Origin of the sequence: Cellvibrio sp. OA-2007, assembly GCF_000953825.1 — a bacterium.
Classification (GTDB): Bacteria; Pseudomonadota; Gammaproteobacteria; order Pseudomonadales; family Cellvibrionaceae; genus Cellvibrio.
The window spans coordinates 25431-50944 of the sequence record NZ_BBUL01000078.1; the positions used below are offsets into that span (position 1 = coordinate 25431).

Below are 25514 nucleotides of genomic sequence, written 5' to 3' on the forward strand. Positions count from 1 at the left end.
TGACAGAAATTTTGACAGCGCCGGATTATATCATGTTTTGTGACAATATTTCGACTTATTACCCTAGGCGCCTTATTGCCACACTAACATAGCCAATTCGCATTTCACTTCACTCGCGTCATTTAAACTTGGGGCGAATATGCTATTTTAGTGACCCGTTTGTGGATCACCTCCCGCTAAGGAATAATCATGTTTGCAAGCAACCCCAAGCTCTGTGTTATAGGTTTAGGTTATGTTGGCCTGCCTCTCGCCGTCGAATTCGGTAAAAAAATTACCACTCTAGGTTTTGATATCAATCAGGCGCGCGTCGATGCGCTACGGGCAGGAACAGACCACACACTGGAATTGACTACCGAGGAACTCAACGCAGCCGATCAATTGAGTTTCACCACCGATGAGGCCGATATAAAAGGTGCCGACGTTTATATTGTCACTGTGCCCACGCCGATCAGTAATAGCTATCAACCCGATCTGACACCTCTGGAAAAAGCATCCGCACTCCTGGGGCGCGTAATCAACAAAAACGCCATTGTCATTTTTGAATCAACGGTTTACCCCGGCTGCACCGAAGAAGTGTGTATTCCGATTATCGAGCAAACATCCGGCCTGCGTTTTAATAAAGACTTTTTTGCTGGTTATAGCCCGGAGCGGATTAACCCGGGCGACAAACAACGACGCATCCACAATATTGTCAAAATTACTTCAGGCTCCACTGCGGAAACTGCTGATTACGTCGATCAACTCTACCGTAAAATCGTAACCGTTGGCACTCACAAAGCGGGCAGCATTAAAGTTGCCGAAGCGGCCAAGGTAATCGAAAACACCCAGCGCGATCTCAACATCGCACTGGTGAATGAATTGGCGTTGATTTTCCATCGTTTGGGCATCGATACACTTGAAGTGCTTGAAGCCGCTGGTACCAAATGGAACTTTCTGCCCTTCCGCCCCGGCTTGGTTGGCGGCCACTGCATCAGTGTTGACCCCTACTACTTAACTCACAAAGCACAACAAGTGGGTTATTACCCTGAAGTTATTCTCTCTGGTCGCCGCATCAACAACCGCATGGGCGCTTTTGTGGCTGACTCAGTGGTGAAGATGATGACCAAACGCAAGGCTCATGTGGTTGACTCCAATGTACTGATCATGGGTTTAACCTTTAAAGAAAACTGCCCCGACCTGCGCAACACCGGGGTAATCGACATCATCGAAGAAATGCGTAACTACAACACCAATGTACAAATTTATGACCCCTGGGCAGACCCAGTGGAGGCAAAACACGAATACTGCCTGGATCTAATCGACAAACCGATTCCGGGCAGTTATCAGGCCATTATTATTTGTGTCGCGCACGATGCCTTCCGCGAAATGGGCGCCGAAGGCATTCGCGCACTGGGCGCACCCGATCACGTACTCTTCGATGTGAAGCATGTACTGCCAAAAGCGGCCGTAGACGCACGCCTCTAAGATGAAAATACTCGTCACCGGCACGGCCGGATTTATCGGCGCCGCGCTCGCCCAGCAACTGCTGGCGCGCGGCGACGAGGTTATCGGCATCGACAACCTCAACGATTATTATGATGTGCAACTCAAGCAGGCGCGGCTGGATCAATTAACACCCCAGGCGGGTTTTACCGAGCTGCGCATTGCGCTGGAAGATAAGCACGCGGTTGATCAGGCCTTTAAAACGTATCAGCCGCAGCGTGTGGTCAACCTCGCTGCACAAGCGGGTGTGCGCTATTCACTGAGCAATCCACAGGCCTACATCGATTCCAATATCACGGGATTTTTAAATATATTGGAGGCCTGTCGCCACTTTGGCACTGAGCATTTAGTCTACGCCTCCAGCAGTTCCGTGTATGGCGCCAATACGCGAATGCCGTTCTGCGAAAGCGATAATGTAGACCACCCCGTCAGCCTCTATGCCGCCACTAAAAAATCCAACGAGTTGATGGCGCATACCTACAGCCACCTATTTAACATTCCCACCACAGGGCTGCGCTTTTTTACGGTGTACGGCCCCTGGGGTCGCCCGGATATGGCGCCGATTATTTTTGCTGACAAAATTCGGCGCGGCGAAACCATTGATGTATTTAACTACGGCAAACATCGCCGCGATTTCACTTATATCGATGATATTGTCAGTGGGATTATTCATGCACTGGACAACCCAGCGCGTGCAAACAATAGCTGGACAGGCGACAAACCCGACCCGGCAAGCTCACCAGCGCCCTACCGCATCTATAACATTGGCTCCAACAATCCGGTGGAGTTACTGTATTTTATTGAATTGATGGAGCAGGGGCTGGGCAAAAAAGCGGTGAAAAATTTGCTGCCGCTGCAACCGGGCGATGTGCCCGACACCTATGCCAATGTAGATTTACTAGCCGATGCCGTAGGTTACAAGCCGCAGACCTCTATTGAAGAAGGGGTGGAGCGCTTTGTTTCATGGTATAGACATTATTACCCAATACACTGAACCCACTTTTTCCGAGCACACAGTACATGTCACTCACGCACAGCAGCGCAACACCTAACAAAGTCACCCATGCGATGACCGTGGATGTGGAGGATTATTATCACGTTGCCGCCTTCGCCAAGGTGATTAAACCAAGCGAGTGGAAAAACTGGCCATCACGGGTAGAGGAAAACACCCATCGCCTGCTGCAATTATTTGATGATGCCAATATTAAAATTACTTTTTTTGTTCTGGGTTGGGTCGCCGATCACTATCCAGAACTGGTCAAAGCCATACGCGCGCAAGGCCATGAAATTGCCTCCCACGGTTACAGCCATCAACTGATCTACAAACAAAATCCAGACGTTTTTCGCGCAGAAACCGCCAAATCCAAAATCATTCTGGAAGATCTCGCGCAGACACCGGTTACCGGCTATCGCGCCGCCAGCTATTCGATCACACGTAAATCACTCTGGGCGCTGGATATACTGGCCGAACTGGGCTTCACTTGGGATTCCAGTATTTTCCCCACCCGCCACGACAACTACGGCATTCCCGGCAGCCCCGAGGAACCCTATCGCATCATTACCAATAGCGGCGCAAGCTTGCTGGAATTCCCCTTAACCACCGCCAAAGTGCTTGGACAATCGGTTCCCGCAGCAGGCGGGGGATACTTTCGCCAATACCCCTACGCGTTATCAAAATGGTTATTTGAGCGCGCCAGCCTCAATCAAACCAAACCGCAAATTTTTTATCTGCACCCCTGGGAGATAGACCCGGAGCAACCGCGCGTCCCCAATGCCAGTTGGTTTAGCAATTTCCGCCACTACACCAATCTCAAACGCTGCATGCCCAGATTGGAACGAATGTTGGGTGATTTTCACTTTGGCACCATGAGTGAAAGCATAGGCTCAACCCAAATCAGTAGAGAATTAAGCATTCACGATCTGGCGATAGATTTAAATCACAAATAAATTTGCCATAGACGGGCGCGGCCAAGGACAGTAGAATCGCCGCCCTCAAGGTTTTTCCCTCCAGCACCCGTAGCTCAGCTGGATGAGGCAAACGTTTTTCAACGCGTAGCGTTGAGTGCAGCCGACGACTGCATGGATGCAGAAGGTAGACAATGCAGGAGCATCTTGTCGAATGACAAACAACCTGTTGTTTGGCCGGACTTGAGCGAAGCGAAAGGAGTAGCTGCAGTGCGAAGCGCTGCTAGAACTTGCAGCAACTTAAGATGTAATTTTAGATTTTCCCTTCCAGCACCCGTAGCTCAGCTGGATAGAGTAGCGGCTTCCGAAGCCGTTGGTCACAGGTTCGAATCCTGTCGGGTGCACCATTCTCCAAATTATTTCAACTCTCTTATTTCTACTAAATTGCCCTGATCATCAAATTTCCACTCCTGATCAAAGTGATAATTACCCTGTTCTTCAGCGGTAATAAATTGCACCAAATCAATTTTATTGCCGAGGTTAGCAGCAAATTCTTTGGGTGGAATGAAATAATAATTTGCATTTTCACCGCCCCTAAAGGAGCGAATCGACGATGGGAAAGCAAAGGGATGAAAGGGCGATGCAATACCGGAAACCAATACATTAACTGGCTGCGGCTTACCTATAAGTTGTGCCGCGGCTTTGCTGAAACCGTTCAGCATATTTTTTTGCACCGACTCCATGGCCAAAACCCATGTGTTCCGAGTTCCCTGATACCGCTTCATACTCGTTAACGGACTCAGTACCGCCAGCACCAGCAACGCAATCAACAGTGGTCTGAAACTGATTTTATCCTGCACCATTTTCAATACAAAAAATAACAGCAAACAACACACATAGAGACCATTAAATGAATAACCTTCATAATGGTGGTTAGGCAATAATGCGTTGGGAAGCCAGGCCAAAAACGCAAATGCCACACAGACACACGCCAGAATTGTTAGCTGTTTATTTTTGTAAACCTTGTGCACCTGAAAGATAATTAGCAAAAACGCCAATACCAACGCAGGTGCAATACCTTCACTGGCATAACGCGCCAACTCTTTAAGCACACTCAAAGGCGCGATACTAATATGATAGCTAGTATCAGACGCAGCATCAGGATTAACAAATACCGATTTGGTTTTAAAGTTAATTAACGCAGAAATAACTCCAGCAATAAAAATTGCCACTCCAGGCGCAATCGCTTTCTTCCAATCTGTTCGCAGATAATAGATAAACCAACAGAAGGTTAAAAAACCAAAAGAAAGGATATAGGTTTCTTTTACCAGAAAGGCACAGCTACTAAACAATAAAACACAGCTAGTGCCAACATAGAAATGGCGCTCAGAGAGCAGCAGAAAACTATAAAAACCCAGCAATAACAACAAGTAAGAAACTTGTGAACCTATGTCTTGCGTATAAAAAGTATAAAAGTAGGGTTGCGTAAACAATAAGAAACAATAGAGCGCAAAAAATACAACAAAGGCACGATCAACAACCAGCCCGAGTAAACGCTTCGCCAAAAGCGCAGTCAGCGCGCAATTTAAAAATACTACCCCCACAACCCAAGCAACACTGCCCGGGTGCCCAAAATAACCGGTAAACTTATATATCCACATAAATAATGGCCGAGGCCAATTGAGCAAATTAATGAAACTATGCCCATCGCCCGGCGCAAACGCGAAGGATGCGGGAATGTAAAAATCCGAATGGTGGAAAGCAAGTGGAGAGTAATGCCCCGGAAATACAAAATTGAGCGCAAAAAAATGCACCAACCAAGCAACGCCACATAAAGCAATTACAGTAACAATACCATTCCCTGTAATAACTCCACTCACTCTTCTAACATTATTTTTCACTTGCAGCATGCAAAAATCCCATAAGCTTTCATTTACAATCCCAGCCTTTACAAAATTCATCATCGGCTTTTCTACATACAACCAGGATAACACCCCGGCCACAATTGCCAAGCAAGCGGCACTCAACCGATTAAAAAGTATTCCCTGCTCAGGAAAAAGATGACCTAGGCACTGCTGGATTAAAAAGCCATAAATATACACACCATAGGATGGATCTACTGGAATCCTTAATTTTTCCACCACAAACTTACGTGAGCCAAGATAAAGGCAGGTATAAAAAAACCACAAATAGAATAACGGAATCTTTAGCGCAGTTGACCAAAGCAATAGCAATAATAGGCCAAGCGCCAAAACCCCTTGACGATTTATTACAATAAACTGCTGATTGGTGGCAAATAGAGCCCCCAATGCAAAACAACCCGGCAGTAGTTGTGCTTCTTCACTATTTGCCAACAAGGGAGGCAAAATTTGCGGCATGAAAAAGGAAACAAAAAAAACGCCGGCCAAAGTTACATTTGACAGCCATTTAAATCGCCAAATGCCCAACCCATAGATTGCCGCCAAAAATAAATAACACGCCACCTCAAGGGGCAGAGTCCACAACGAGCCATTTAAACCGTGCTGACTTTCAGCAAAAACTCCAGGCAAGCGCCACACAAGCTCATAAAGAAAAGTATTATTAAAAAGATAGCGCCAGGTTTCACCCTGTTGAAAATATTCACTTAATGACAATGTGGTAAACCAAGGCCCCACAATAAATACCGAAATACACAGACAGACAAACAAACCAGGGAAAATCCTGGCAGCACGTTTTATTAAAAAAACGTCCATTTTTGGCACATTTAAAAAACTGACGGTAACCAGCAATCCACTGAGAATGAAGAAAAATTTTACTGCCAGGCTACCGGAATATTCAAACCGCAACAAATCCCACACAAAATCACTATTCACAGCATTTGGCACAACAGCAGATGCATGCCCATAAATAACCAGAAGGGCTGCAACTAAGCGAAACAAATCAAAATTATTGTTTTTGGGATTCAAAACTTGATTTAACAACATAACTTGCTGCTCGATAGTGTTCAGGTTACTAGTGGCCCGGCTCATCCATTTGGCGTGCTACGCCTATTTACATCAGCAGTAACCAGTGATGAATTCTGACTGGACAACAGGATTAATTGGCGACAAAAGCGGGAATTAATGTTTGTGCATTAATAAAATCTTCTTTAATTCCAATGTCGATAAAAAAATCACCAGCAGTCTGCGCATACAGACTATTGCCAACCATCTGCTGGATCACACTTGTTTCAAACGAAAATGGCGTGGATATAACCAGCTCATTAAATAAATTTACCGGCACATCATAAATCCCAGCGTTTATGTAACAGGGCGCAGATGAAGACTTTTCACCGAAAGACAGCACCAAGTGAGATTGATCATTGAACGCAATTGCACCATAACGGCCGGCGTTATCGACATGCTTCACCGCAATACCTACTGCACTCATGGAGCGACCAACCAAAGCTCGCAGCTCATGAAGATCTACTGCGCAAAGAGTATCGCCATTTAAAACAAAAACTCTTGTTTGAACAGCTTTAGTCAGCGCATATTGAATCGCGCCGCCAGTACCCAGGGGCTCAGTCTCTTCCGCATAAACAATTTCCGCACCTTGGTAATTATCGCCAAAGTAAGCGCGAATGGTGTCCGCCTTGTAACCTACAGAAAGAATGAAACGGCTAACACCCAATTGCATTAAATACTCCAATTGCCATGCCAAAAACGGCTTATCGGCAATCGGCGCCATTGGCTTTGGCAAGTCAGGCACCGCTTCACGCAAGCGAGTACCAAAACCACCGGCAAGAATAATAGCTTCAAACATAGAATTAATTTCGCGGAAACATTGCGGCTTCAACCAAACCGCAAATAATATGGCCTATGGCAATATGACCCTCTTGAATTTTTGGGGTTTCAGATGAGGGCATGCGCAAGGTGATATCGCACATATTGGCCATCTTGCCACCGGTGACGCCGGTGAATCCGATGGTCTTTAAGTTTAATTGCTTCGCTTCTTCAAAGGCAGCAATAACGTTGGCAGAATTCCCCGAGGTAGAAATCCCGATAAAAATATCACCTTCTCTACCAAGAGCCTGTACTTGACGAGAGAACAATCGCTCATAACCATAATCATTGCCAATAGCGGTCAAGATAGATGTATCTGTTGTTAAAGCGATAGCTGCCAAACCGGGGCGATCATAGTGAAAGCGGCTGACAAATTCACCGGCAATATGCTGAGCATCTGCTGCCGAACCACCATTACCAGCAATTAATACCTTACCGCCTTTGCGTATCGCATCGACAATTGTTTCCGCACATTCAACAACCTGATTAAGTAAAACTTTATCTGCCTGAATATCAGCAATTAATGTCGCTAATTTTGCTAATTCTTTTTCAATAAAATGGATCATATTACTCTCCAGGAGTGCGCGCCGTGTTTTACAAACACAGCAGACATGACTTGACCGTTAAATTCATTTAGTGCTCGAATTACGTTAGGGCGCTTAGCAGGATCAACTAGAAACATCATAAACCCGCCGCCGCCAGCACCCGATACTTTTCCTGCAACCGCACCTGATGCAATAGCGGCGTTGTAAATAATATCTATACCAGAATTACTAATCGTAGAAGCCATATTTTTCTTGGCTTCCCAAGTAGAGCGCAAAGAAGCAGCAAGATTTTCAAAATCGCCCTGCAAAATCGCTTCTTTCATATTTTTTGCTTCAGCTTTTACCGCATTAAGCGCAATCATTGCTTTGTCGTTGCGACCCACAACATTACTGGTTTGCTCTTTAATAATATTCGCCGACTCACGCGACACTCCCGTATAAAAAAGTACCAGTGACGACTCCAACTCAGCAAGATAATTAGTTTTAATTCGCAACGGGTTCACAATAACCCGATCGTGATAAAACTCCATAAAATTGAAGCCACCAAATGCAGCAGCATACTGATCTTGTTTACCGCCTGCTAAATTTAAATCTACACGTTCAATCTCATAGGCAAGCTTGGCAATATCATATTCGCCAAGGGGAAGTGCAAGATATTCTACAAAGGCTTGAACCATAGCAACGACCATTGTGGATGAAGATCCCAATCCAGATCCGGGCGGCGCTTCGCTATGTGTAACTAATGATATAGAAATGGGCTGCCCATCAAGAAAATCTCGCACTATACGGTTATAGACACCGGCATGAAGCTCCAATTTTTGACCCGCATCTATTACTGCTGTTGCAGCACCTTGCCAATGAGCCTCAATATCGGCTGCCACAAATTCAACACCATTATCATTATGACTCAGGGTTGCATAGGCATACTTATCGATAGTTGCATTGAGCACATAACCGCCGAACTCATCGGAATAAGGTGACACATCGGTACCACCGCCTGCGAGCCCAAGGCGCAATGGCGCTCTCGCTCTTACTTTGCCGGAAAGTTTGTCCAGATTTAAACGCATTTAAATTTTTCCTTCCTGTGATTCTGCAAGATTGAGCGCTTGACCAAGCATATTTCTCATAGTGGCACTGGAAAAATGTTGCTCAACAAACAGCGCACCATTTTTAGAGAGAGCACACCAGTTTTCATTATCATTCATGATGTTGCAAACATGTGTAGAGAACTGCTTGGCATTGGACGTAACACAAGCCACATTATCAAGCTGGTACAGCCCTTGCGCACCCACCTCAGTGGTCACCAGCGGAACACCATATGCCATAGCTTCAATTACTTTGTTTTTAATACCTGCACCATAGCGCAAGGGCACAACTGCAACACGCGCACTCATGTAATAGGTCAACAGTTGTTCATCAGTGACATAGCCAGTCACAATAATATCATCAGATGCCAAGGCTTTAACTTCATCGGAAGGATTAGATCCAATCAGATAAACCTTCACGCCATCAATCAGCTGTTTGATCTCAGGAAAGATGTCGCGGATAAACCATTTTGCCGCATCAGTGTTAGGCGGATGCCCAAAGCCCGCGACAAAAACAATCCGCTTATTATTTACCAACTCGCGCTGCATATAAGGTGCAGTATTTGAATAAACATAAGGTGAAATAGTTTGCGCATTAACAGCGGGATACTGACTTTTAATAAAGTTTGTCTCTTCATCCGAAGGATAGAGAACAACATCAACTGAATGCCAGATTTTACTTTCCAGCAATAAACAATCCTCGGCTTCTTTTAACAATTGTTTATTGTTAGTAACTTCAGCCTCATTTTTTATACGCGCAAAATGTAAATCGTGCCCATAATAAGCAACATGAATAGCAGGGAATTTTTTAAGTACACTTAAATAATTATCAGCCACATGAGGTCTACTCAACATAACATGTGTGATTTGGCCCTCCGCAGACCTGACCCAGCTTTCAAATTTACCAATGTATTCACTGCCATATAGCACCTCTACACCGAGCTGCTGCAGTTGCGACGTATATTCTGGATCAAACCACAAATTATCCGGCCAAAATTTAACACTGCAATTCAAATGCAAAAGACTTTCTATAAACGCCAACATTGTTCTGGAGCCCGCATCCCGATCTGGACGAGGGACATAGTGATCGACAATAACTACACAAGGTTTTTGTAATGTTTTATCGCGCGCTGAAAATACGCGACAGGCATTTTCCGGATGCTGCGCAAGAACCAACTTCCACTTTTCACAAAGTTTCTTTTGATTTTCTACTTGATAGGATTTAATACCCGTGCCGTTTACATCTGTGCCATTTGACACTCCTTCATAATGTACAACGACAGATGCCGGCTGATAATAGAGTTTTAATCCGGCCTCGCGAACCTTAAAGGCCAAGTCAGAGTCTTCACAATAGGCTGGCACATAAAGCTCATCAAACAAGCCGAGCTGGATAAAAAATTCTTTCTTAATTAACAGTGAAGCCCCGGAACAGTAATCAGCTTCTTTGAGATAATTAAATTCAGGCAAGTCAGGATTTTGCAGCCGCCCGTAATTCCAAGCGGAGCCATCGCGCCATAAAATACCGCCCGCTTCTTGCAAACGACCATCCGGGTAAACCAATTTTGAACCGACCATTCCGCAGTCATCGCGTCTGGCAAACACATCTAACATGCTGTCCAACCATCCATCAGTAACTTCAGTGTCGTTATTTAATAAATAAATATATTGTCCTTTGGCGAAGGATACCGCGCGATTACAAGAGCGTAAAAAACCTAAATTTTCTGGATTAACTTCGTAACGCAAGCCTTGCACTTGCTGCAAACAGTGAATGTCGTGATCTGCGGAGCAATCTTCCACCACAATAACCTCAACAGCAGCTTTCGGTTGATGGCGCACTATAGAAGCCAAACAGGTTAGAGTGATCGGTAAATTTCCGTAACTCGGAATAATAATCGATACTAAAGGTTGCTCCGATGATGGCATCACTAATGAAGCCAACACATTTTGTATTTCATCAGGCGGAATGACACCGGTTGCTGCTATAGCAGGCAAATTCGGTTTACCGCTGCGGCGCCACATTTCGTAATGCACCACACCTTCAAATAAAGGGCCTGCCACACGGTACATGCAGCCCGCCAAACCATTTTTAATTCGCGGACTAAGCGGTAATTTTTTATAAGTGTTGCGTGCAATACGTTGTAATTTTGGCTTTAGCGCGGCGGCGAGTACATCTGTTTCACCGCGCATTAAGCGCGCAACAACACGCAAAGGCTTGGTAATTTTCCAGGAGTGTGAATTAATGATTTTTGTGTAATTGCTACTAACTTCACTGAGCTGCCTAGTTAGCTCTTGATTCTCACCAGCAACATGAATCAGCTTCTGCTTTTGTGAATCAAGTTGCTGTGCGGCATTGAGTAGCTGTTCATCAAGGTCACCCACATGCTGCGTTAACTGCCTATTCGCATCAGCAAATTTTGCTATATCTTCTTGCGCCACATCATAATCGCGACGCAAATTTTGCTCCTTGATGCGCAACTCATGAACCTCCTGATCCAGGCCCTTAGCCCACCGGGTTCGCTCTTCAACTTGCTGCTCCAGAGATTTTGCCCAACTTGTTCTCTCCTCTACTTGCTTAGCCAGTTCTTTTGCATTAGTGATTTTATACACATATTCAATTGCTGACTTTTCAAGCTCATCCCACAATAAAAATTGTGCATCTAAATTGCTCTTATTTTCTTGATAAAACCTCAACAGCGTTATTTTTGCACTATTGTTATCGGTTAACATTTGGTTAAATAATTTATACGCCTCCACCACAACGGCAGGGCAGCGCTCATCATTCACCAATGCCAATTCATCGAATTTGCTGTGCCTTAACTCATTATCTAAAAATTCATTGGCAAACTTATCAGCCAACTGCATATCGACTGAAAGACCCAAGCTTTCTGCCAAACTCTCTATATGCGCAATGGGCCGATCCATCAACTGGTCATAATCCAATGGAATTAATTTTAGTTCTTGCGCCTCGGTGATTATGGATAAGTTGTAACTCAACCAAAGTAAATAGCCTTTTTGCACCGGCGATTGATTGCGCTGCAATAGCGAGTTGGCAACACTCAGAGGATGGCGCAAACAAAGTACATACTGCACGTCGCAATCCATACGGGAAAAAACTAATTTCCAAAACTTTAATAATTTTGCGACACGAGGATCTTTAAAGCCAAATACAGGTGTTGTTTTGGTTTTATCATTCAGCAGGGTAATTGCTTTTTCAAGATAACCTAACGAGATTAGTTTATTAATATCCTTATCACTGACCAAAGACAGGCTAAACCAGGTCTGCCCAATAACATCGAGCATTTCAATATTTAAATCATTTACCGATTTATCCTCAAAAAAACCTTTGGGATTATCAATCCCTGGCGGCAACAAGTTATCGCCCAGACTGACTCCCAAACATGCCAGTGCATTCATCACAGTACTGGTGCCGCTGCGATGCATGCCAATCACGACAACTAATTTTTTTGTTGTATTCACACGCAATCTCATCTTAAAAAGTAATTTATTGGCCTACATCTGCAGGCAGCAAAGTGTTAATAATTTGCTCAACACAATACTCTACCGAATGATCACAAGTATCCACTACTAACTCCGGGTGTTCGGGGCGCTCATAAACGCTATCAATACCGGTAAAGTTTTTAAGCTCGCCGCGACGTGCTTTGGCATATAAACCTTTGACATCGCGCCGCTCACATTCACTTAAGGGGGTATCCACGAAGACTTCGACAAATTCAGTGACATCAAATAATCGCCGCGCCATTTGCCGTTCAGCTTGAAATGGCGAAATAAACGAAGCCAATACAATCAGGCCAGCATCAACCATCAATTTTGCGACTTCTGCCACGCGCCGAATATTTTCTACACGATCAGCTTCGGTAAAACCTAAATCGCGATTTAAACCATGGCGAAGATTATCGCCATCTAGCAGATAGGTATGCAGTCCGCGTTCACAAAGACGTTTTTCCAGCATATTTGCCAGTGTGGATTTACCTGAGCCAGAAAGACCAGTAAACCAAATACAGCGCGGCTGCTGTTGTTTCATTGCCGCGCGCAGCGATTTATCAACGCTGAGTGATTGCCAGCGAATATTGGTTGCGCGATAGAGTGGAAACTCTATGTGGCCTTTGCCCAATAACTCTGAAGTTTGCAGATCCAAAATATCGATATCGGCACTTTTATGTTCATCGACACTAATAGCCTGAGCAGTGCTGATATTAGCAATACCAGTTTCACCTGCATTGAGTTTTTTTGCAGAGAGGTGTTCGCCGGTTTTGTCATCTTTTCGATATTTAAGTGCTGTCACACTCACCAACAATTCTTGCTGTCCACGCCGCAATAGATAAGTGCGCCCCGCAACCAAGGGGCGCACCGATTGCCAGGCAATTCTTATTTGGTATTGATCAGCAGTGAATGACACAAAAAATTCCTTTATTGAGCGATTGTTTCATTAGCAGCGACTGACTCACTCCAAACTACATCCATCGGCATTGGAAAAAGACCGGTAAACTGATCACGCACATCATCAATCATTTCAATCGATAACAAATCATCATAGCGACTCATCAGTAATGTCTGTTCCAGACTTGGAGCGTTAACCAAACGTAGGCGCACACGATAGACACCCTTTTGAAAACTGCACGTCATAGCAATCGATACGCGCTTTTCACCGACAAATTGTGGAATAGCAATACGCTTTCCGGTGAGCTGCATACCGCGATTATCAATAATGTCCACAATTAAAACAGGTGCCGCAATAACGGCAGTCATTACAATATCAACTGCCAGTGTCAAACTATGATTAAACGCAAGGGTGGCGTGCTGGCCCATACCAAGAAAACTCGCGTGCACCACATCAAAGCCATGCACCGCAAAACCTTTTTCATGGCGCTTAACGTCCAAGCCACTGCCTAACTCAGCAATGCGATCCTTCTGCACAATATATAAATAGTCAGCAATCACATCATCGGGAATACCCGCTTTTATTACGCGCCCCTTATCCAACAGCATGGCTTGATTACAAAACGCGCGCACTGCACTTAGATCGTGCCCAACAAACAACAGCGTGGTGCCGCGCTTTAATATTTCTTCGATTTTATTGAGTGCCTTAGCCTGAAAGCGCGCATCGCCAACTGACAGAGCCTCGTCGACAATTAATACATCTGGATCAACATGTACCTGCACCGCAAAAGCGAGACGAACCATCATGCCTGAGCTATACGTTTTTACCGGGCGCTCGATAAAATCGCCAATGTCGGCAAAGGCGACAATTTCGTCATAGCGCGCATCAATTTCGCGACGCGTTAAACCAAGAATAGAAGCATTGATATAAATATTTTCACGCCCGGTAAATTCTGGATCAAAGCCGCTACCGAGTTCCAATAAGGCCGCAATGCGACCTTTGGTTTCAACACTGCCACTGGTCGGCTGCAAAGTGCCGGCAATAATTTGCAACAGCGTACTTTTACCACTGCCATTTAAACCGATAATGCCGAGGCTATCGCCTTCTTGCACACAAAAACTTACCTGCTCCAGCGCCTGCACTGATTGGCAAGCACGCTGCATTAACCCAGCGCTATACCCAGGAAATAGCGGGCGCAGCAAGCGCACCAAAAAAGGAACAAGCAAGCGACTAAACGGAGTGCGCCAAATCAAGTAGGTTTTGGAGAGATTGCTAACCTTAATCATACGCGCAACCTACAACACGTCGGCAAAGCCGGGACGGACTTTGCGAAAAAAAACAAAACCACTGGTCGCAACGACTATTGCAACCAACGCATAAATAGCCAACCCAAGTAGATCAGGTAGATGGCCATAAATTAACACTGCCCGTGCAGACTCAACGATATAGGACAGCGGATTAAGAAAGATCAAGGTCTGAAATTTTTCAGGCAAAATATTAACGGAATAGAATATTGGGCTTAAAAATAATAACAGGGTGGCGAGTGTACCGGTAATTTGCTGGATATCACGCAGATAAACACCGAGTGCGGCAAGAAACCAGGACACTCCCAACAACAATAGAAAATAGGGCAACAGAATTAGCGGCAAAAGTAATGCAGTTACAGGAATGCGATGCAACTCAATCAATATAAAGATTAATAGCAAACCAAAACTGATAAGGAACGTAAAAATTGCCCCCAACAGGGTAACCCAAGACAACAGCTCCAAAGGAAAAACAATTTTCTTAACAAAGTTCTGATTGCCGGTAATCAGCAGTGAGGATTTATTAAGAATATCCGCCATGACTGCATGAATGGTCAAACCAAGAAACAGCACTATCGCGAAATTGAGCGTAGTTTCGCCGGCACTATCACTCCAACGGGATTTGAAGATGTATTGAAATACAAAGGTGTAAATGGCCAACATAATCAGTGGCGTAACCAGCGACCAAAACAGTCCCAGTACTGAACCGCGATAGCGCGAATGCACGTCGCGGCGCAGTAATTGCCAAATCAGGGTTTTATGTTTCCATGCCTGAGCGAACATCATTTGCTTGTGCCGCCCTGATTTTTTTTCTGGTTGTGCAACATCCAATTAATTGTTTTGATAATTCCAGTTTCGAAACTTTCTTGCGGGTAATAGCCAAGCTGGGCATGGCATTTACTGGGGTCAATCGCATAGCGGCGATCGTGCCCAGGCCGATCTTTCACAAAAGTAATCAGGCTTTTTGCTGCATCGCCTTTGGCATAGGGAGTATTCGGATACTGTTGCAACAATTGTGTATTAGCGGCCAATGCTGCATCTACCTGATCACAAATCAAATTAACTATGTCGATATTGCGCCATTCATTTTCGCCACCCACGTTGTAGACTTCGCCAATTTTTCCTTTGGCAAGAATTAAATCAATTGCGCGGCAGTGATCTTCAACATATAGCCAATCGCGGATATTTTTCCCGTCGCCATAAATTGGCAGCGCCTTACCCAATAAAATATTTTGAATAATCAGTGGGATTAATTTTTCACTATCCTGATAAGGTCCGTAATTGTTGGAGCAATTACTGGTGGTGACATTCAAACCATAGGTATGGTGATAGGCGCGCACCAAATGATCTGACGCCGCCTTGGAAGCAGAGTAAGGTGAATTGGGCGCAAATGGACTGGATTCAGTAAACGCTGGCGCATCTGTCTCTAGCGAGCCATATACTTCATCAGTGGAAACATGATGAAAATGATGTTCGGCAATACCGGCATCTAACCAGTACTTTTTTGCTGCTTTGAGCAGCACATGGGTACCCATAATATTGGTTTGCAAAAATGCATCCGGCCCATCAATTGAACGATCCACATGCGATTCAGCGGCAAAATGCACAACACAATTGATATCGTGCTCAGCAAATAATTTTTCCACTAACGGCTGATCGCCTATATCGCCCTGAACAAAAATTAGTTGGTTATTTTTTTCCAGCATCGCCAAGTGTTCGCGATGCCCCGCATAGGTTAAGGCATCCAGAACAATTAATTTATCATTAGGATGTTGCACAGCCCAATAGTGACAAAAATTGCTGCCTATAAAACCGGCGCCACCTGTGATTAACATATTTTTCATAGTGTTATTTTCAATCGTAAACAGTATTTAAAGATTGCAATGTAATATCTGCCTGTGGGTGCACTACACACACCATCGTCACTCTCGCTTGGGAGAGTCCAGCTTAGTGTTCAAAACCGGTGGATCCCCGCACGCGGGGATGACGACTCCCTCACAGAAAGGTAGTGAATGATAACTTTCTATCACGTTCGTTGTTTTTTGTAGGCGTCTAACATATTGGATAAGGCATCCCGCCAGTAACAAGGTGCGATACCCAATAAACCCCAGGTTTGTCGTTTATCTAACACACTGTACGCTGGGCGCTGTGCCGGTGTTGGATAATCACTGGTAGCAATAGGATTTACTTGAGGCATTTTTTCAATTAGCCCAACTCTCTTTGCTTCAGCAAAAATTGCGACCGCAAAATCATACCAACTGGCAACACCAGCATCGGAAAAGTGAAATAACTTTTGTTTTGGTCGCTGCTCCAATAATTGCCAAATCATCTGCGCGAGATTCACTGCATAAGTCGGTGTACCAATTTGATCTGCAACAACACCTAACACGTCCCGCTCTGCACCCAAGCGCAGCATGGCTTTGACAAAATTATTGCCCTGTTCGCAATAAACCCAGCCGGTGCGCACCACATAACCAGTAGAACAATTTTCTAATGCAGCTTGCTCACCGGCACATTTTGTCTGCCCATAAATACCCAGTGGATTAGTTTGATCTTCTGGCAAATAGGGTGAGGATTTTTTACCGTCAAATACAAAATCCGTAGAGACCTGAATTAGCGGAACTTGGTTCGCTTCACACCAACGTGCAATCACTGCAACGGCAAGTGCATTAATCGTATTTGCCTGCAGTTGATCGGTTTCTGCTTTATCGACTGCGGTATAAGCAGCAGCATTAATAATTGCGTCGGGCTTATACTGATTTAATAGCGCAGTTAATGTTTCCGGCTGGGCGAGATCAAACTCTGCACGAGTAAGCGCAATCAGCTGTAACGCAAAATCAGTTTTAGCGGAAAAAGCTGCCGCTGTTTTTTGCAGCGCGTACCCTAACTGCCCATTAGCGCCAGTAATTAGCACTCTCATGAGTTTCTCATTCATGCAAAAGTCTCAGCTTGCGCCAATGAGAGTGCAGCCTGATCTTTGGCGGATAATACCGGAACCTTTATGTCGCCCAGCGGCCAGTCAATTTTTAACGCAGGGTCATTCCACAAAAGCGAGCGGTCATGCTCAGGAGCGTAATATTCAGTGCATTTGTAATTAAATTCTGCGAGCTCACTTAAAACCAAAAAACCGTGCGCAAAGCCGGGCGGAACCCAGAAGATATTTTTATTTTCTGCAGATAGGTAAACTCCAACAGATTGACCAAATGTGGGCGAGCTTTTGCGCAAATCTACTGCGACGTCAAACACTTCGCCAGCAGTAACGCGCACCAGCTTTCCCTGCGGATTTTTTATTTGGTAATGCAAACCACGCAGTACTCCACGAGCAGAGGAGCTGTGATTATCCTGCACAAAATTTACTTTGATATCGCGTTCTTCAAACCAACTTTGACGAAACGTTTCCATAAAAAATCCGCGCTCATCGCCAAACACTTTTGGCTTGAACAACAGCACATCTGGAATTTTTGTTGCTATTACGTCCATTAAAACACTCGATCTTCAAGAATATTCATCAAGTACTCACCATAACCACTTTTTAATAGGGGCTCAGCGAGACTTATTAATTGCGCTTTATCGATATACCCCATGCGAAAAGCGATTTCTTCCGGGCACGCCACTTTTAACCCCTGACGCTTTTCAATGGTTTGAATAAACTGACTGGCGGCAAGTAAATTGTCGTGCGTGCCTGTATCTAGCCAAGCGGCACCACGCCCTAGCAGCTCAACAGTTAATTCACCCATTTCTAAATATTTTTTATTGATGTCGGTAATTTCCAACTCACCGCGCGCGGAAGGCGTGATCGATTTGGCGATATCTATGACACGGTTATCGTAAAAATATAAACCGGTCACGGCATATTTGGATTTTGGTTTAAGCGGTTTTTCTTCAATCGATAGGACAGTGCCATCATCGGCAAATTCCACTACGCCATATGCGCGCGCATCGTCCACGTGATAGCCAAACACAGTTGCGCCATTGGTGCGCGCATCGGCATTTTGCAGCAGTGCGGAAAAATCGTGCGAGTAATAGATGTTGTCGCCCAATACCAAGGCGCAGCTGTCACTGCCGATAAACGCTTCGCCAATGATAAATGCTTGCGCCAGGCCATCGGGCGATGGTTGCTCGGCGTAGGAAATACTCAAGCCCCAATCTGCGCCGTCACCCAATAATTCGCGATAGGTGGGCAAGTCGCGCGGGGTAGAGATAATCAAAATATCGCGAATACCCGCCAGCATTAAGGTAGTTAGCGGATAATAGATCATTGGCTTATCGTAGATAGGCACAATTTGTTTACTGATCGCTTTGGTAATGGGGTACAAGCGTGTGCCCGAACCACCGGCCAGCACTATGCCTTTGCGGCGGGATGCTGTTGTTGCGCGAGTGTTTTGCGGCATAAATCAAACCTTTGAAAAGACTATGCCCGCAAGGGCAATATCCACAGAAGTGCTACACAGCACCTCACTCTGAGGGGGAGGATTATCGCAGCCAAGGCCAATTGGGGCTATAGCCCATGTCGCTTAATAGGTTTTTTAGCTGCTTGTTGGCCGGACGAAACCAGTATTTGAGGAGCCTGCGACAGATTCTATGGCCATTTTTACTGTAATCCCCTGCAAATATGCGGGCTGGCACAGGAAGATTTGCATCGGCCACACCCAGAAATTTGCAAATCCGTGCAAGCGTCTGATGGTGCTGCGTAACTAACTCGCTGTTATCGATAATTAGAATTTGTTGATCTGGATAATAGCGGCGCAAATGCTGCAATTGTTCTGCATAGTTACCGCGTGTGCGATAGGAATGGCAGCGGCGCGCACTGTTCGGCGCACGGCTTTTATCACGGTGCAAACGCACAGCTTCCAGTAGCAGCGCTTGCCACAATGGTCGAACTTCAGTGCCGCGCCCAAACTCCATGTTGTATTGTGAAATTGCGCGCTCGGCTGGGTCGCGCAACATAATCACCAATTTCAACTCAGGATTGTACTGATGCAAAGCCGGTATAACTTCTGGCCAATAGAGATAGATGGGTGTTGCTTCACCGAGCAACTGCGCAGGGGTCGCCGCTTGAAAATGTGCGGCGTAGCGCTGATTAATCTCATCCACCGACCACTGCGGATCAAAATCCGGCGCATCGAATAAATGCACTTCTTTGCCATCGGCCATACAAATCTGATCGTGCTGCGCGAGAAAATGGCTAAGCGCAGTAGTGCCGCCCTTCTGCACACCAATAATCATAAAGCTCAGGGATCTCATGCAGAAGTCCTGATGCTATCCATTAATTCATCCAACTGCGCGAGCGGATAAAAGTAGCGCAGTGCATCGCCAAAGCCACGCAACTGCTGGTAAAACACTTCCATTTGCGCAAGATCATAACCACTATTGCGATTCGCGCGCGGTTTATGCTCCGCTTGATAGACGGTATCTAGCTGCAATTTTGCGCCGACGGAATGGGGGTTAACCACAAAATCCTCGTAACGCAAAATACGCCCATCAAGATTCTCTAGATATTGGCGGCAAAACCATTCGAGGATATGTAATTGCCGCTCTAGTCGATCACTTATCTGACCAAGCTGCGCCTTTAGCTGTGGGTCAAACATTTCACCCGCCGGAATATGCCCTTGGTTAACCGGCAAATCCACCTGATTCCAACTCGCCAATACCGCGAGCGGATTGCGCACTATGCCGTAAACAGGTAGCGAACTATTCAGCTCCGGCAACAACGCCGTAAACAAGGCATTGTGTTTGATCACCAGAGTAAAGTTTTCATCTAATAAACGGTTGTGCACATCAAGTTGACCGAGACTCACATCCATTGGTCGCAAACCGCCCTCCCCCACTGCCTGTGAGACAGGATTTTCAGGGACCTCTCCGTCTTTCTGACGGCTGACAACAACCCCCTCCGCCAGCGCAGTCATGCGATTTTGCTGCGCAAAATTAACCACTTGCGCAACGGCAGCAGCACGCCCCAGGGCAGGATCAAAATCGCTGGGCGTCATGGGCTCATGGAGCGCGAGCACGTTGGGATAGGCATTCAGAATATGACAACAGAGTGTGGTACCGGCACGCGGCAAACCGGTCAACAATAATGTGTTAGATGGGTTCAAACTGGAATCTCGGTAACTAAACAGAACAGGAAAAGCCGGAGGCCCACAGCTCATCCACTTGATTCATTAGCGCTAAAAATTCGGTGCGTTCACGCTGCAGTGAATGATAAGCCAAGGTTGCAGCGCAATGCTGTTTAAAAATGTTCAGCCGGTCATGCTGCTGGTGCAATACTAATGCTTCATTAACAGCGCCAGCCAACGCAGCACTATTGTACTCGGGTATCAGGCAATTTTGCTGGTTGTGGCAAAAACTGCGATTGCCAACGCAATCCGGCACTATGGTGATATCGGCATAACGCATTGCCTCCAATGCCGGCAAATAAAATCCCTCAGTAGGATTTGGCAACATGACTGCGATACGGCTCGACGCAAGCAACACCAGTAATTGTTCTCGCGGCAACCACTCGGTCACACAAAAAGAACCTATGTCCTGCTGCGCAAGCCTTGTTTTTAACTCTTCCGCCATGTGGGGATTTTTTGGCCCGAAAATAAAAACATCGTGCCGTTTTTGCCGGGGTTCAATTGCGGGGATATCAATGCCATTGGCGATAGTAAAGACTGGCCCATTTACTTTTCCAGTGCCTGTTATCGCCTTTTCAACCTCAGGTGATACACAAATACGAATGGCGCGCTGCGATAAAAACCTGTGCATTGGCTGCGCAGGATCTGCATGGCGAACATGTTGGATCAAATTAATTACGGGCTGATTTTCAGGACGCGCTGATGCGAGGTACATCTCCCAATCCATTCCCGCTAGAAACACATATTCGTAATTGGCTGGACGATAATCAACTAACTGATGCTGGTATTCGGGAAACCATGGATTGCTTTGATTCCAGAGGCTATTCGATGAAAAGGCAATTACAGGCTTGAAGTTGGAAGACGATTGCAAATGTGCAAAATAGTCCGCGACCTTCTGGTGACCGCCGGTGTATTCCTGAAAGTCGCGGTAGAAAAGTAGGCGCCCACCACAGCTTGCGAGGCTTGTTCCCTGCACAGTTAACGCCTCCTCAAAAAAGGTTGCTCAACATAACGATAAGTTAACTGAGAAAAAACAATAGTAACTATTAAAACTAGCAATGTTAGCCACTCACCCGTTACATTTATTTTAAGCGCAATCATAATTCGGGTTATTACTTCAAACACGGGCATATGAAACAAATAGATTCCATATGACAATACCCCTAGGTATTCAACCACTTTCAGCACTGTATATTTTACGGTGCTAGGTTCTCGTTGGGTCTTATCGATTATTGCTACACACATAACAATCAATGCGATTGAAGGTATTAGCGCATAAGCATTAAAGTAGTTAACTAATCCTTCTGACATTTGCTTTAGTCCAACAGAGCTGCAATAGATAGTTATCGCAACAAATGCGCTCACCAAAATTACTTTTATGCATTGACGATAACTCAGAAAAAAACTGTGATATCGAGGATTGCTTACAATGATTGCGCCAAGACCTCCAAGCAAAAATGCTGGCAGATTATATAGAAAATCAAATCTTGCGTGATAATTCCACTCGCGTCTTGATGCCAAAATCCCTTCGGAATTTTTTTCAAATCCAGAAAAGGAATAATTTGCCACAACCAAAAAAAATATTAGTATGATTAAAAAAGCAGCCACATCTCCATAGCGTACAGCTAGCCACTGCAGAGTAACAAATGCGAACGGAGCAATAGAAAAATAGAACATCTCTACAGGCATGGTCCAGTAGACATGGTTAAATATTATTCCATTCATCGGTTTATAATTTTCCACAAACAGAAACAGTTGGAATACTCGCCATGGATGCTCGGCCGCTGCAACCCAAAAAACCAACACACAAATGACAATGGAGAAATAATAAAGCGGAATAATGCGATAAAGGCGACTGCGATAATAAACAGCAACCCCTTTTAGAGCATAAGCATCATGCCTGTGCGCGATGAACCCAAGCGATACCAAATATCCACTTAGAGAAAAGAAAACCAATACCGGAATATAACCAAAGGGGTTGAAAAAAGCATTTAACCACTCATTTTCAGCCAAATGAAAAAAAATATTTGCCTGGAATGGCATATGGCAAAAGACTACAGCGACCGCACTTAGCGCACGCAACACCATTAGATAATCAATTTTAGATTTGCCGCTTTTGTCCATTTTTATTGCTTTCTCACACTAAACCCATACTATGATTCACCTTTTTTTATTCTCTCTCTTACTCTCATTATTGGTTGTTCAATCCACCTAACCACTAACCAAGCAACGAAAATAATTAAGGGAATGGACACCAACACTAACGTTACATCCCCCCTTGAAATAGTAAAACCAAGATAAGCAATTCCATTCATCGCCAAAAAACCTATTTGATAATGAAATAGATAAATGGGGTAGCTCAAGTCACCTATTTTTTTGTCTATATGCTTAAACCAAGCTATTGGCAAAGAGCCACTCACAAGGTAAGAAATGGTGAGCGCGCAAATAAGATAATTAATGTAGAAGCCAATATCGCGCACATATCCCCCAAGTGATGCAAACCACCAATTAGTAGGAAGAGCGATAAACAGCAATATGGGTACATACAAAGCCTTAGGAAAAATAGCCACCGCACGCACCAAAAAATCACGAAAATGATAAATCATTGCACCTGTTGAAAACGGCAGCGATGCAGCCCATACAGTAAAGTAAATTTCATCCCAACCGTAACTGTTAATTGCTGCAAACAAATGGTACGCAACACTTGATACAAACCATGTTGCAGTAATCGCCTTATTCCTTGATAGACCTACGCCGATAAGCAAGTAAAAGAATAGCTCAACCGTAAGAGCCCAAGCAGGGGGAGTCAACCTTGGCGACTCAAGCTGAGGAAAGAAAATAAATGTGTTTCTTAGTGTATCCAAGGTATCTTGAGGTAAATATATATCGGGGTGGAACGCACGCGTTGCAGATGCACTAAAAGTTAAAATTAGAATAATTGAGACAAAAGCCGACAACCAATATAGAGGATAAATCCGTAAAAAGCGGTTCAGAAGATAACGCCCAACCCCTTTTACCGAATAACCATAGCTTTGACTCATAACAGTGGTCATTAGGTAGCCACTAATGCAATAAAAACCAAACACCGCATATGCACCCAGCACGTGAGCACCGGCAAGGTGTTGTGTAACAACGAGCAAAGCCAATAGGGTTCTGTAAGCTCCAAGCATAATCTACCGCTTTATTTTTATACCATTTGATAGCAAACGCTATTTTTGAGAGGCGCATAATTAGTCGCAAAAAATAAGGGCGCCCGAAGGCGCCCTTATTTTTAACAACGTTAAATCTATTGTTAATTACTTAACGTCAAGATTTACAGTGTCGTTTGAACCGTAAGAAACTGAAGTAGTATCAGTTACAACGGTTTGAGTAGCTGCATCAATTACGCTAGCTGGAGCCAAGGCAACGATGGTAGCAGCAGTACGAGTACCACCAGTCAAGGTTACAACGTCAGAACCTTTCAGAACCAAGGTTTTGCCTTTTGCCAAAGTACCAGTTGCTTTAGTACCAGCAGTTGCAGTTACACCAGCTTCTGGAGTAAAGGTGATGCTGTAGGTAGTGTCGTTAGAACCACGGTTAACCAAAATCAATTTTTGGTTCAGACCAGCGTTAGTGGTCAAGTATGGAACTTGTGCAGTAGCACCGTTACGCTTGATATCACCCAATGCAGCAGTAGCAGAAGCAACACCGTATGCATTGTTAGTGATTCCCACTGGAGTGAAGGTCAAAGAGTAAGAACCAGCACTGATTACGTCAGTGGTGTTAGCAGTAACAATAATGTCATTGCCTGCACCAGCAAGAGTAATACCGGTCAGAGTGCTCAGAGTACCAGTAGACACTTTGCTAGTTGAAGTAGCATTTACGTCAGCGTTTACACCACCAAAGGTCAACTTGGTAGCAGTAGTAGCTGCATCGGTATCACCGATAAAGCTCAAATCACCAGTAACTGCCAACTTAGACTTACCAGCGCTTGTGTCCATTACTTGAGCCAAGGTGGTCACAGCGGTACCAGTTGCATCTACAGCACCAGCAGTCAAAGTAAACTTCACGTTACCGAGAGTTGCAGTAGTGCTAGGACCAGTGAACTTGGTAAATGGAGTTGCCGCGTTTACGTCTGCAGTGGCGCTAGAAGCAGTGATAGCGGTAGTCAACGCTGGAGCAACGCTGGCAAAAGCGTAGCTATCGGTAGCCAAAGCACCGGTGGTGTTGGTAGCAGAAGCAGCAACAGCAGAAGGTGAAGTGCTGTAGTGAGCAACAGTCATAGTTGCAGCAGAAGTTGGGCTCAACTGCATGTCAGCCAAATCCAATACAACTGCTTGAGCTTGAGTCATTGCAGTCACAGCGGTAACGTCAAAAATTACATAAGTGTCACCAGCAGCACCGCCTTGACCAACTTGCACTACGTAATCGGTAGTTACTGTTTTACCAGTCAGAGACAATGAAGCAGCAGAAACGCCAGTCTTGAACTTAGCACCGCCAGTCAAGTCGATACGAATGAATGCGTGTGAACCTGCAGAAGTACCAAAACCAAGGGCAAAGGTAGTATCCAACGCAGTAGCGTTAACAAATTGAACCAAGCCGCTGGTCACTTGACCGGTGACAACAGATTCTTTGGCAACAGTGATTGCACCGGTACCAGCGCCGCCAGTACCAGCAGTCATATCGATCGCAGCGAATGCTTGTGAAGAGAAGACAGCAGCAATAGCTACGCCTAAAATTTTCTTGGAAACCATATGGTTTAACTCCTATTTCATGAATTTATAATCAACGTTGATTTTGATTGGTCTTGGTTCCTTGGGTCTGCAAGAGCAATCCCACGATTTAAAGACCGCCCAAGAATATACTGCATCAAACCTATAGATCAAGCCTAAGTTATTA

Annotated in this window: 21 protein-coding genes, 1 tRNA gene and 1 pseudogene; 4 read left to right on the forward strand and 19 right to left on the reverse strand. The window is 45.0% G+C overall.

Annotated elements, in window-relative coordinates; all coding sequences use genetic code 11:
• The first annotated feature begins 189 nt into the window (after positions 1 to 189).
• The 4 genes from AWU77_RS04795 to AWU77_RS04810 all read left to right on the forward strand — a co-directional run bounded on the left by AWU77_RS04795 (position 190) and on the right by AWU77_RS04810 (position 3794).
• Entirely contained in the window at positions 190 to 1464 is a 1275-nt protein-coding gene (locus AWU77_RS04795; RefSeq protein WP_062059861.1) for a nucleotide sugar dehydrogenase, read from the forward strand.
• A 1-nt stretch (position 1465) separates the two neighbouring features.
• Positions 1466 to 2476, forward strand: coding sequence for an NAD-dependent epimerase (locus tag AWU77_RS04800; RefSeq protein WP_062059863.1), 1011 nt, complete (start codon positions 1466 to 1468; stop codon positions 2474 to 2476).
• A 26-nt stretch (positions 2477 to 2502) separates the two neighbouring features.
• Positions 2503 to 3429, forward strand: a complete 927-nt coding sequence (locus tag AWU77_RS04805; protein ID WP_062059865.1) for an XrtA system polysaccharide deacetylase — start codon at positions 2503 to 2505, stop codon at positions 3427 to 3429.
• A gap of 288 nt (positions 3430 to 3717) precedes the next feature.
• Positions 3718 to 3794 (forward strand) — tRNA-Arg (locus AWU77_RS04810).
• Positions 3795 to 3803: 9 nt separating this feature from the next.
• On the opposite strand, the gene AWU77_RS04815 is transcribed toward AWU77_RS04810, so the two are convergent.
• The 19 genes and pseudogenes from AWU77_RS04815 to AWU77_RS04900 all read right to left on the reverse strand — a co-directional run bounded on the left by AWU77_RS04815 (position 3804) and on the right by AWU77_RS04900 (position 25369).
• Positions 3804 to 6350 (reverse strand): acyltransferase, encoded by a 2547-nt coding sequence (locus AWU77_RS04815; protein ID WP_193747498.1) that lies wholly within the window; start codon positions 6348 to 6350, stop codon positions 3804 to 3806.
• A 112-nt stretch (positions 6351 to 6462) separates the two neighbouring features.
• Complete coding sequence (locus tag AWU77_RS04820; RefSeq protein ID WP_062059869.1) at positions 6463 to 7167, reverse strand: nucleotidyltransferase family protein; 705 nt, start codon at positions 7165 to 7167, stop codon at positions 6463 to 6465.
• Positions 7168 to 7171: 4 nt separating this feature from the next.
• A complete protein-coding gene (gene gmhA / locus AWU77_RS04825; RefSeq protein ID WP_152625268.1) occupies positions 7172 to 7753 on the reverse strand; it encodes a D-sedoheptulose 7-phosphate isomerase in 582 nt (193 codons plus the stop codon).
• Positions 7750 to 8799, reverse strand: coding sequence for a dehydrogenase (locus tag AWU77_RS04830; protein ID WP_062059871.1), 1050 nt, complete (start codon positions 8797 to 8799; stop codon positions 7750 to 7752). Before AWU77_RS04830 ends, gmhA begins: the two co-directional genes overlap by 4 nt.
• Positions 8800 to 12294 carry a glycosyltransferase gene (locus AWU77_RS20575; protein WP_202966624.1) on the reverse strand — a complete coding sequence of 1165 codons (3495 nt, stop codon included), beginning with the start codon at positions 12292 to 12294 and terminating at the stop codon, positions 8800 to 8802. It lies immediately after the preceding gene.
• 25 nt (positions 12295 to 12319) lie between these two features.
• Positions 12320 to 12859, reverse strand: a complete 540-nt coding sequence (cysC, locus tag AWU77_RS20980) for an adenylyl-sulfate kinase (protein WP_375600832.1) — start codon at positions 12857 to 12859, stop codon at positions 12320 to 12322.
• A gap of 144 nt (positions 12860 to 13003) precedes the next feature.
• Positions 13004 to 13234, reverse strand: a pseudogene (locus tag AWU77_RS20985) (hypothetical protein); the annotation flags it as partial.
• Positions 13235 to 13245: 11 nt separating this feature from the next.
• The gene (locus AWU77_RS04845) at positions 13246 to 14502 is read right to left on the reverse strand and encodes a polysaccharide ABC transporter ATP-binding protein (protein ID WP_062059878.1); all 1257 of its coding nucleotides are present in this window, start codon (positions 14500 to 14502) and stop codon (positions 13246 to 13248) included.
• Between the two features lie 9 nt (positions 14503 to 14511).
• Positions 14512 to 15306 carry an ABC transporter permease gene (locus AWU77_RS04850; protein WP_062059881.1) on the reverse strand — a complete coding sequence of 265 codons (795 nt, stop codon included), beginning with the start codon at positions 15304 to 15306 and terminating at the stop codon, positions 14512 to 14514.
• Positions 15303 to 16364: a dTDP-glucose 4,6-dehydratase gene (gene rfbB, locus AWU77_RS04855; RefSeq protein ID WP_062059883.1), complete on the reverse strand. Its 1062-nt coding sequence runs from the start codon at positions 16362 to 16364 to the stop codon at positions 15303 to 15305. Before rfbB ends, AWU77_RS04850 begins: the two co-directional genes overlap by 4 nt.
• Before the next feature lie 182 nt (positions 16365 to 16546).
• Positions 16547 to 17440: a dTDP-4-dehydrorhamnose reductase gene (rfbD, locus tag AWU77_RS04860; RefSeq protein WP_062059885.1), complete on the reverse strand. Its 894-nt coding sequence runs from the start codon at positions 17438 to 17440 to the stop codon at positions 16547 to 16549.
• Positions 17441 to 17451: 11 nt separating this feature from the next.
• Positions 17452 to 18000, reverse strand: a complete 549-nt coding sequence (gene rfbC, locus AWU77_RS04865; protein WP_062059887.1) for a dTDP-4-dehydrorhamnose 3,5-epimerase — start codon at positions 17998 to 18000, stop codon at positions 17452 to 17454.
• A complete protein-coding gene (gene rfbA / locus AWU77_RS04870; protein ID WP_062059889.1) occupies positions 18000 to 18911 on the reverse strand; it encodes a glucose-1-phosphate thymidylyltransferase RfbA in 912 nt (303 codons plus the stop codon). The genes rfbC and rfbA overlap by 1 nt, the downstream gene beginning before the upstream one ends.
• A gap of 82 nt (positions 18912 to 18993) precedes the next feature.
• Entirely contained in the window at positions 18994 to 19764 is a 771-nt protein-coding gene (locus AWU77_RS04875; protein ID WP_062059892.1) for a sulfotransferase, read from the reverse strand.
• Entirely contained in the window at positions 19761 to 20615 is an 855-nt protein-coding gene (locus AWU77_RS04880; protein ID WP_152625269.1) for a hypothetical protein, read from the reverse strand. Before AWU77_RS04880 ends, AWU77_RS04875 begins: the two co-directional genes overlap by 4 nt.
• Before the next feature lie 16 nt (positions 20616 to 20631).
• Positions 20632 to 21612, reverse strand: coding sequence for a glycosyltransferase (locus AWU77_RS04885; RefSeq protein WP_062059894.1), 981 nt, complete (start codon positions 21610 to 21612; stop codon positions 20632 to 20634).
• Positions 21613 to 21614: 2 nt separating this feature from the next.
• On the reverse strand, positions 21615 to 22760 hold the full coding sequence (locus AWU77_RS04890; RefSeq protein ID WP_062059895.1) for an acyltransferase: 1146 nt from the start codon (positions 22758 to 22760) through the stop codon (positions 21615 to 21617).
• Positions 22761 to 22789: 29 nt separating this feature from the next.
• Positions 22790 to 23806: an acyltransferase gene (locus AWU77_RS04895; RefSeq protein ID WP_062059896.1), complete on the reverse strand. Its 1017-nt coding sequence runs from the start codon at positions 23804 to 23806 to the stop codon at positions 22790 to 22792.
• A gap of 126 nt (positions 23807 to 23932) precedes the next feature.
• Complete coding sequence (locus AWU77_RS04900; RefSeq protein ID WP_062059897.1) at positions 23933 to 25369, reverse strand: hypothetical protein; 1437 nt, start codon at positions 25367 to 25369, stop codon at positions 23933 to 23935.
• Positions 25370 to 25514: the final 145 nt, after the last annotated feature.

Bases quoted from the DNA above. Each gene is read 5' to 3' on its own strand.
- AWU77_RS04795 (WP_062059861.1), top strand. From the start codon at position 190: ATGTTTGCAAGCAACCCCAAGCTCTGTGTTATAGGTTTAGGTTATGTT.
- AWU77_RS04800 (WP_062059863.1), top strand. From the start codon at position 1,466: ATGAAAATACTCGTCACCGGCACGGCCGGATTTATCGGCGCCGCGCTC.
- AWU77_RS04805 (WP_062059865.1), top strand. From the start codon at position 2,503: ATGTCACTCACGCACAGCAGCGCAACACCTAACAAAGTCACCCATGCG.
- AWU77_RS04815 (WP_193747498.1), bottom strand. From the start codon at position 6,350: ATGTTGTTAAATCAAGTTTTGAATCCCAAAAACAATAATTTTGATTTG.
- AWU77_RS04820 (WP_062059869.1), bottom strand. From the start codon at position 7,167: ATGTTTGAAGCTATTATTCTTGCCGGTGGTTTTGGTACTCGCTTGCGT.
- gmhA (WP_152625268.1), bottom strand. From the start codon at position 7,753: ATGATCCATTTTATTGAAAAAGAATTAGCAAAATTAGCGACATTAATT.
- AWU77_RS04830 (WP_062059871.1), bottom strand. From the start codon at position 8,799: ATGCGTTTAAATCTGGACAAACTTTCCGGCAAAGTAAGAGCGAGAGCG.
- cysC (WP_375600832.1), bottom strand. From the start codon at position 12,859: ATGAAACAACAGCAGCCGCGCTGTATTTGGTTTACTGGTCTTTCTGGC.
- AWU77_RS04845 (WP_062059878.1), bottom strand. From the start codon at position 14,502: ATGATTAAGGTTAGCAATCTCTCCAAAACCTACTTGATTTGGCGCACT.
- AWU77_RS04850 (WP_062059881.1), bottom strand. From the start codon at position 15,306: ATGATGTTCGCTCAGGCATGGAAACATAAAACCCTGATTTGGCAATTA.
- rfbB (WP_062059883.1), bottom strand. From the start codon at position 16,364: ATGAAAAATATGTTAATCACAGGTGGCGCCGGTTTTATAGGCAGCAAT.
- rfbD (WP_062059885.1), bottom strand. From the start codon at position 17,440: ATGAGAGTGCTAATTACTGGCGCTAATGGGCAGTTAGGGTACGCGCTG.
- rfbC (WP_062059887.1), bottom strand. From the start codon at position 18,000: ATGGACGTAATAGCAACAAAAATTCCAGATGTGCTGTTGTTCAAGCCA.
- rfbA (WP_062059889.1), bottom strand. From the start codon at position 18,911: ATGCCGCAAAACACTCGCGCAACAACAGCATCCCGCCGCAAAGGCATA.
- AWU77_RS04875 (WP_062059892.1), bottom strand. From the start codon at position 19,764: ATGAGATCCCTGAGCTTTATGATTATTGGTGTGCAGAAGGGCGGCACT.
- AWU77_RS04890 (WP_062059895.1), bottom strand. From the start codon at position 22,760: ATGGACAAAAGCGGCAAATCTAAAATTGATTATCTAATGGTGTTGCGT.
- AWU77_RS04895 (WP_062059896.1), bottom strand. From the start codon at position 23,806: ATGCTTGGAGCTTACAGAACCCTATTGGCTTTGCTCGTTGTTACACAA.
- AWU77_RS04900 (WP_062059897.1), bottom strand. From the start codon at position 25,369: ATGGTTTCCAAGAAAATTTTAGGCGTAGCTATTGCTGCTGTCTTCTCT.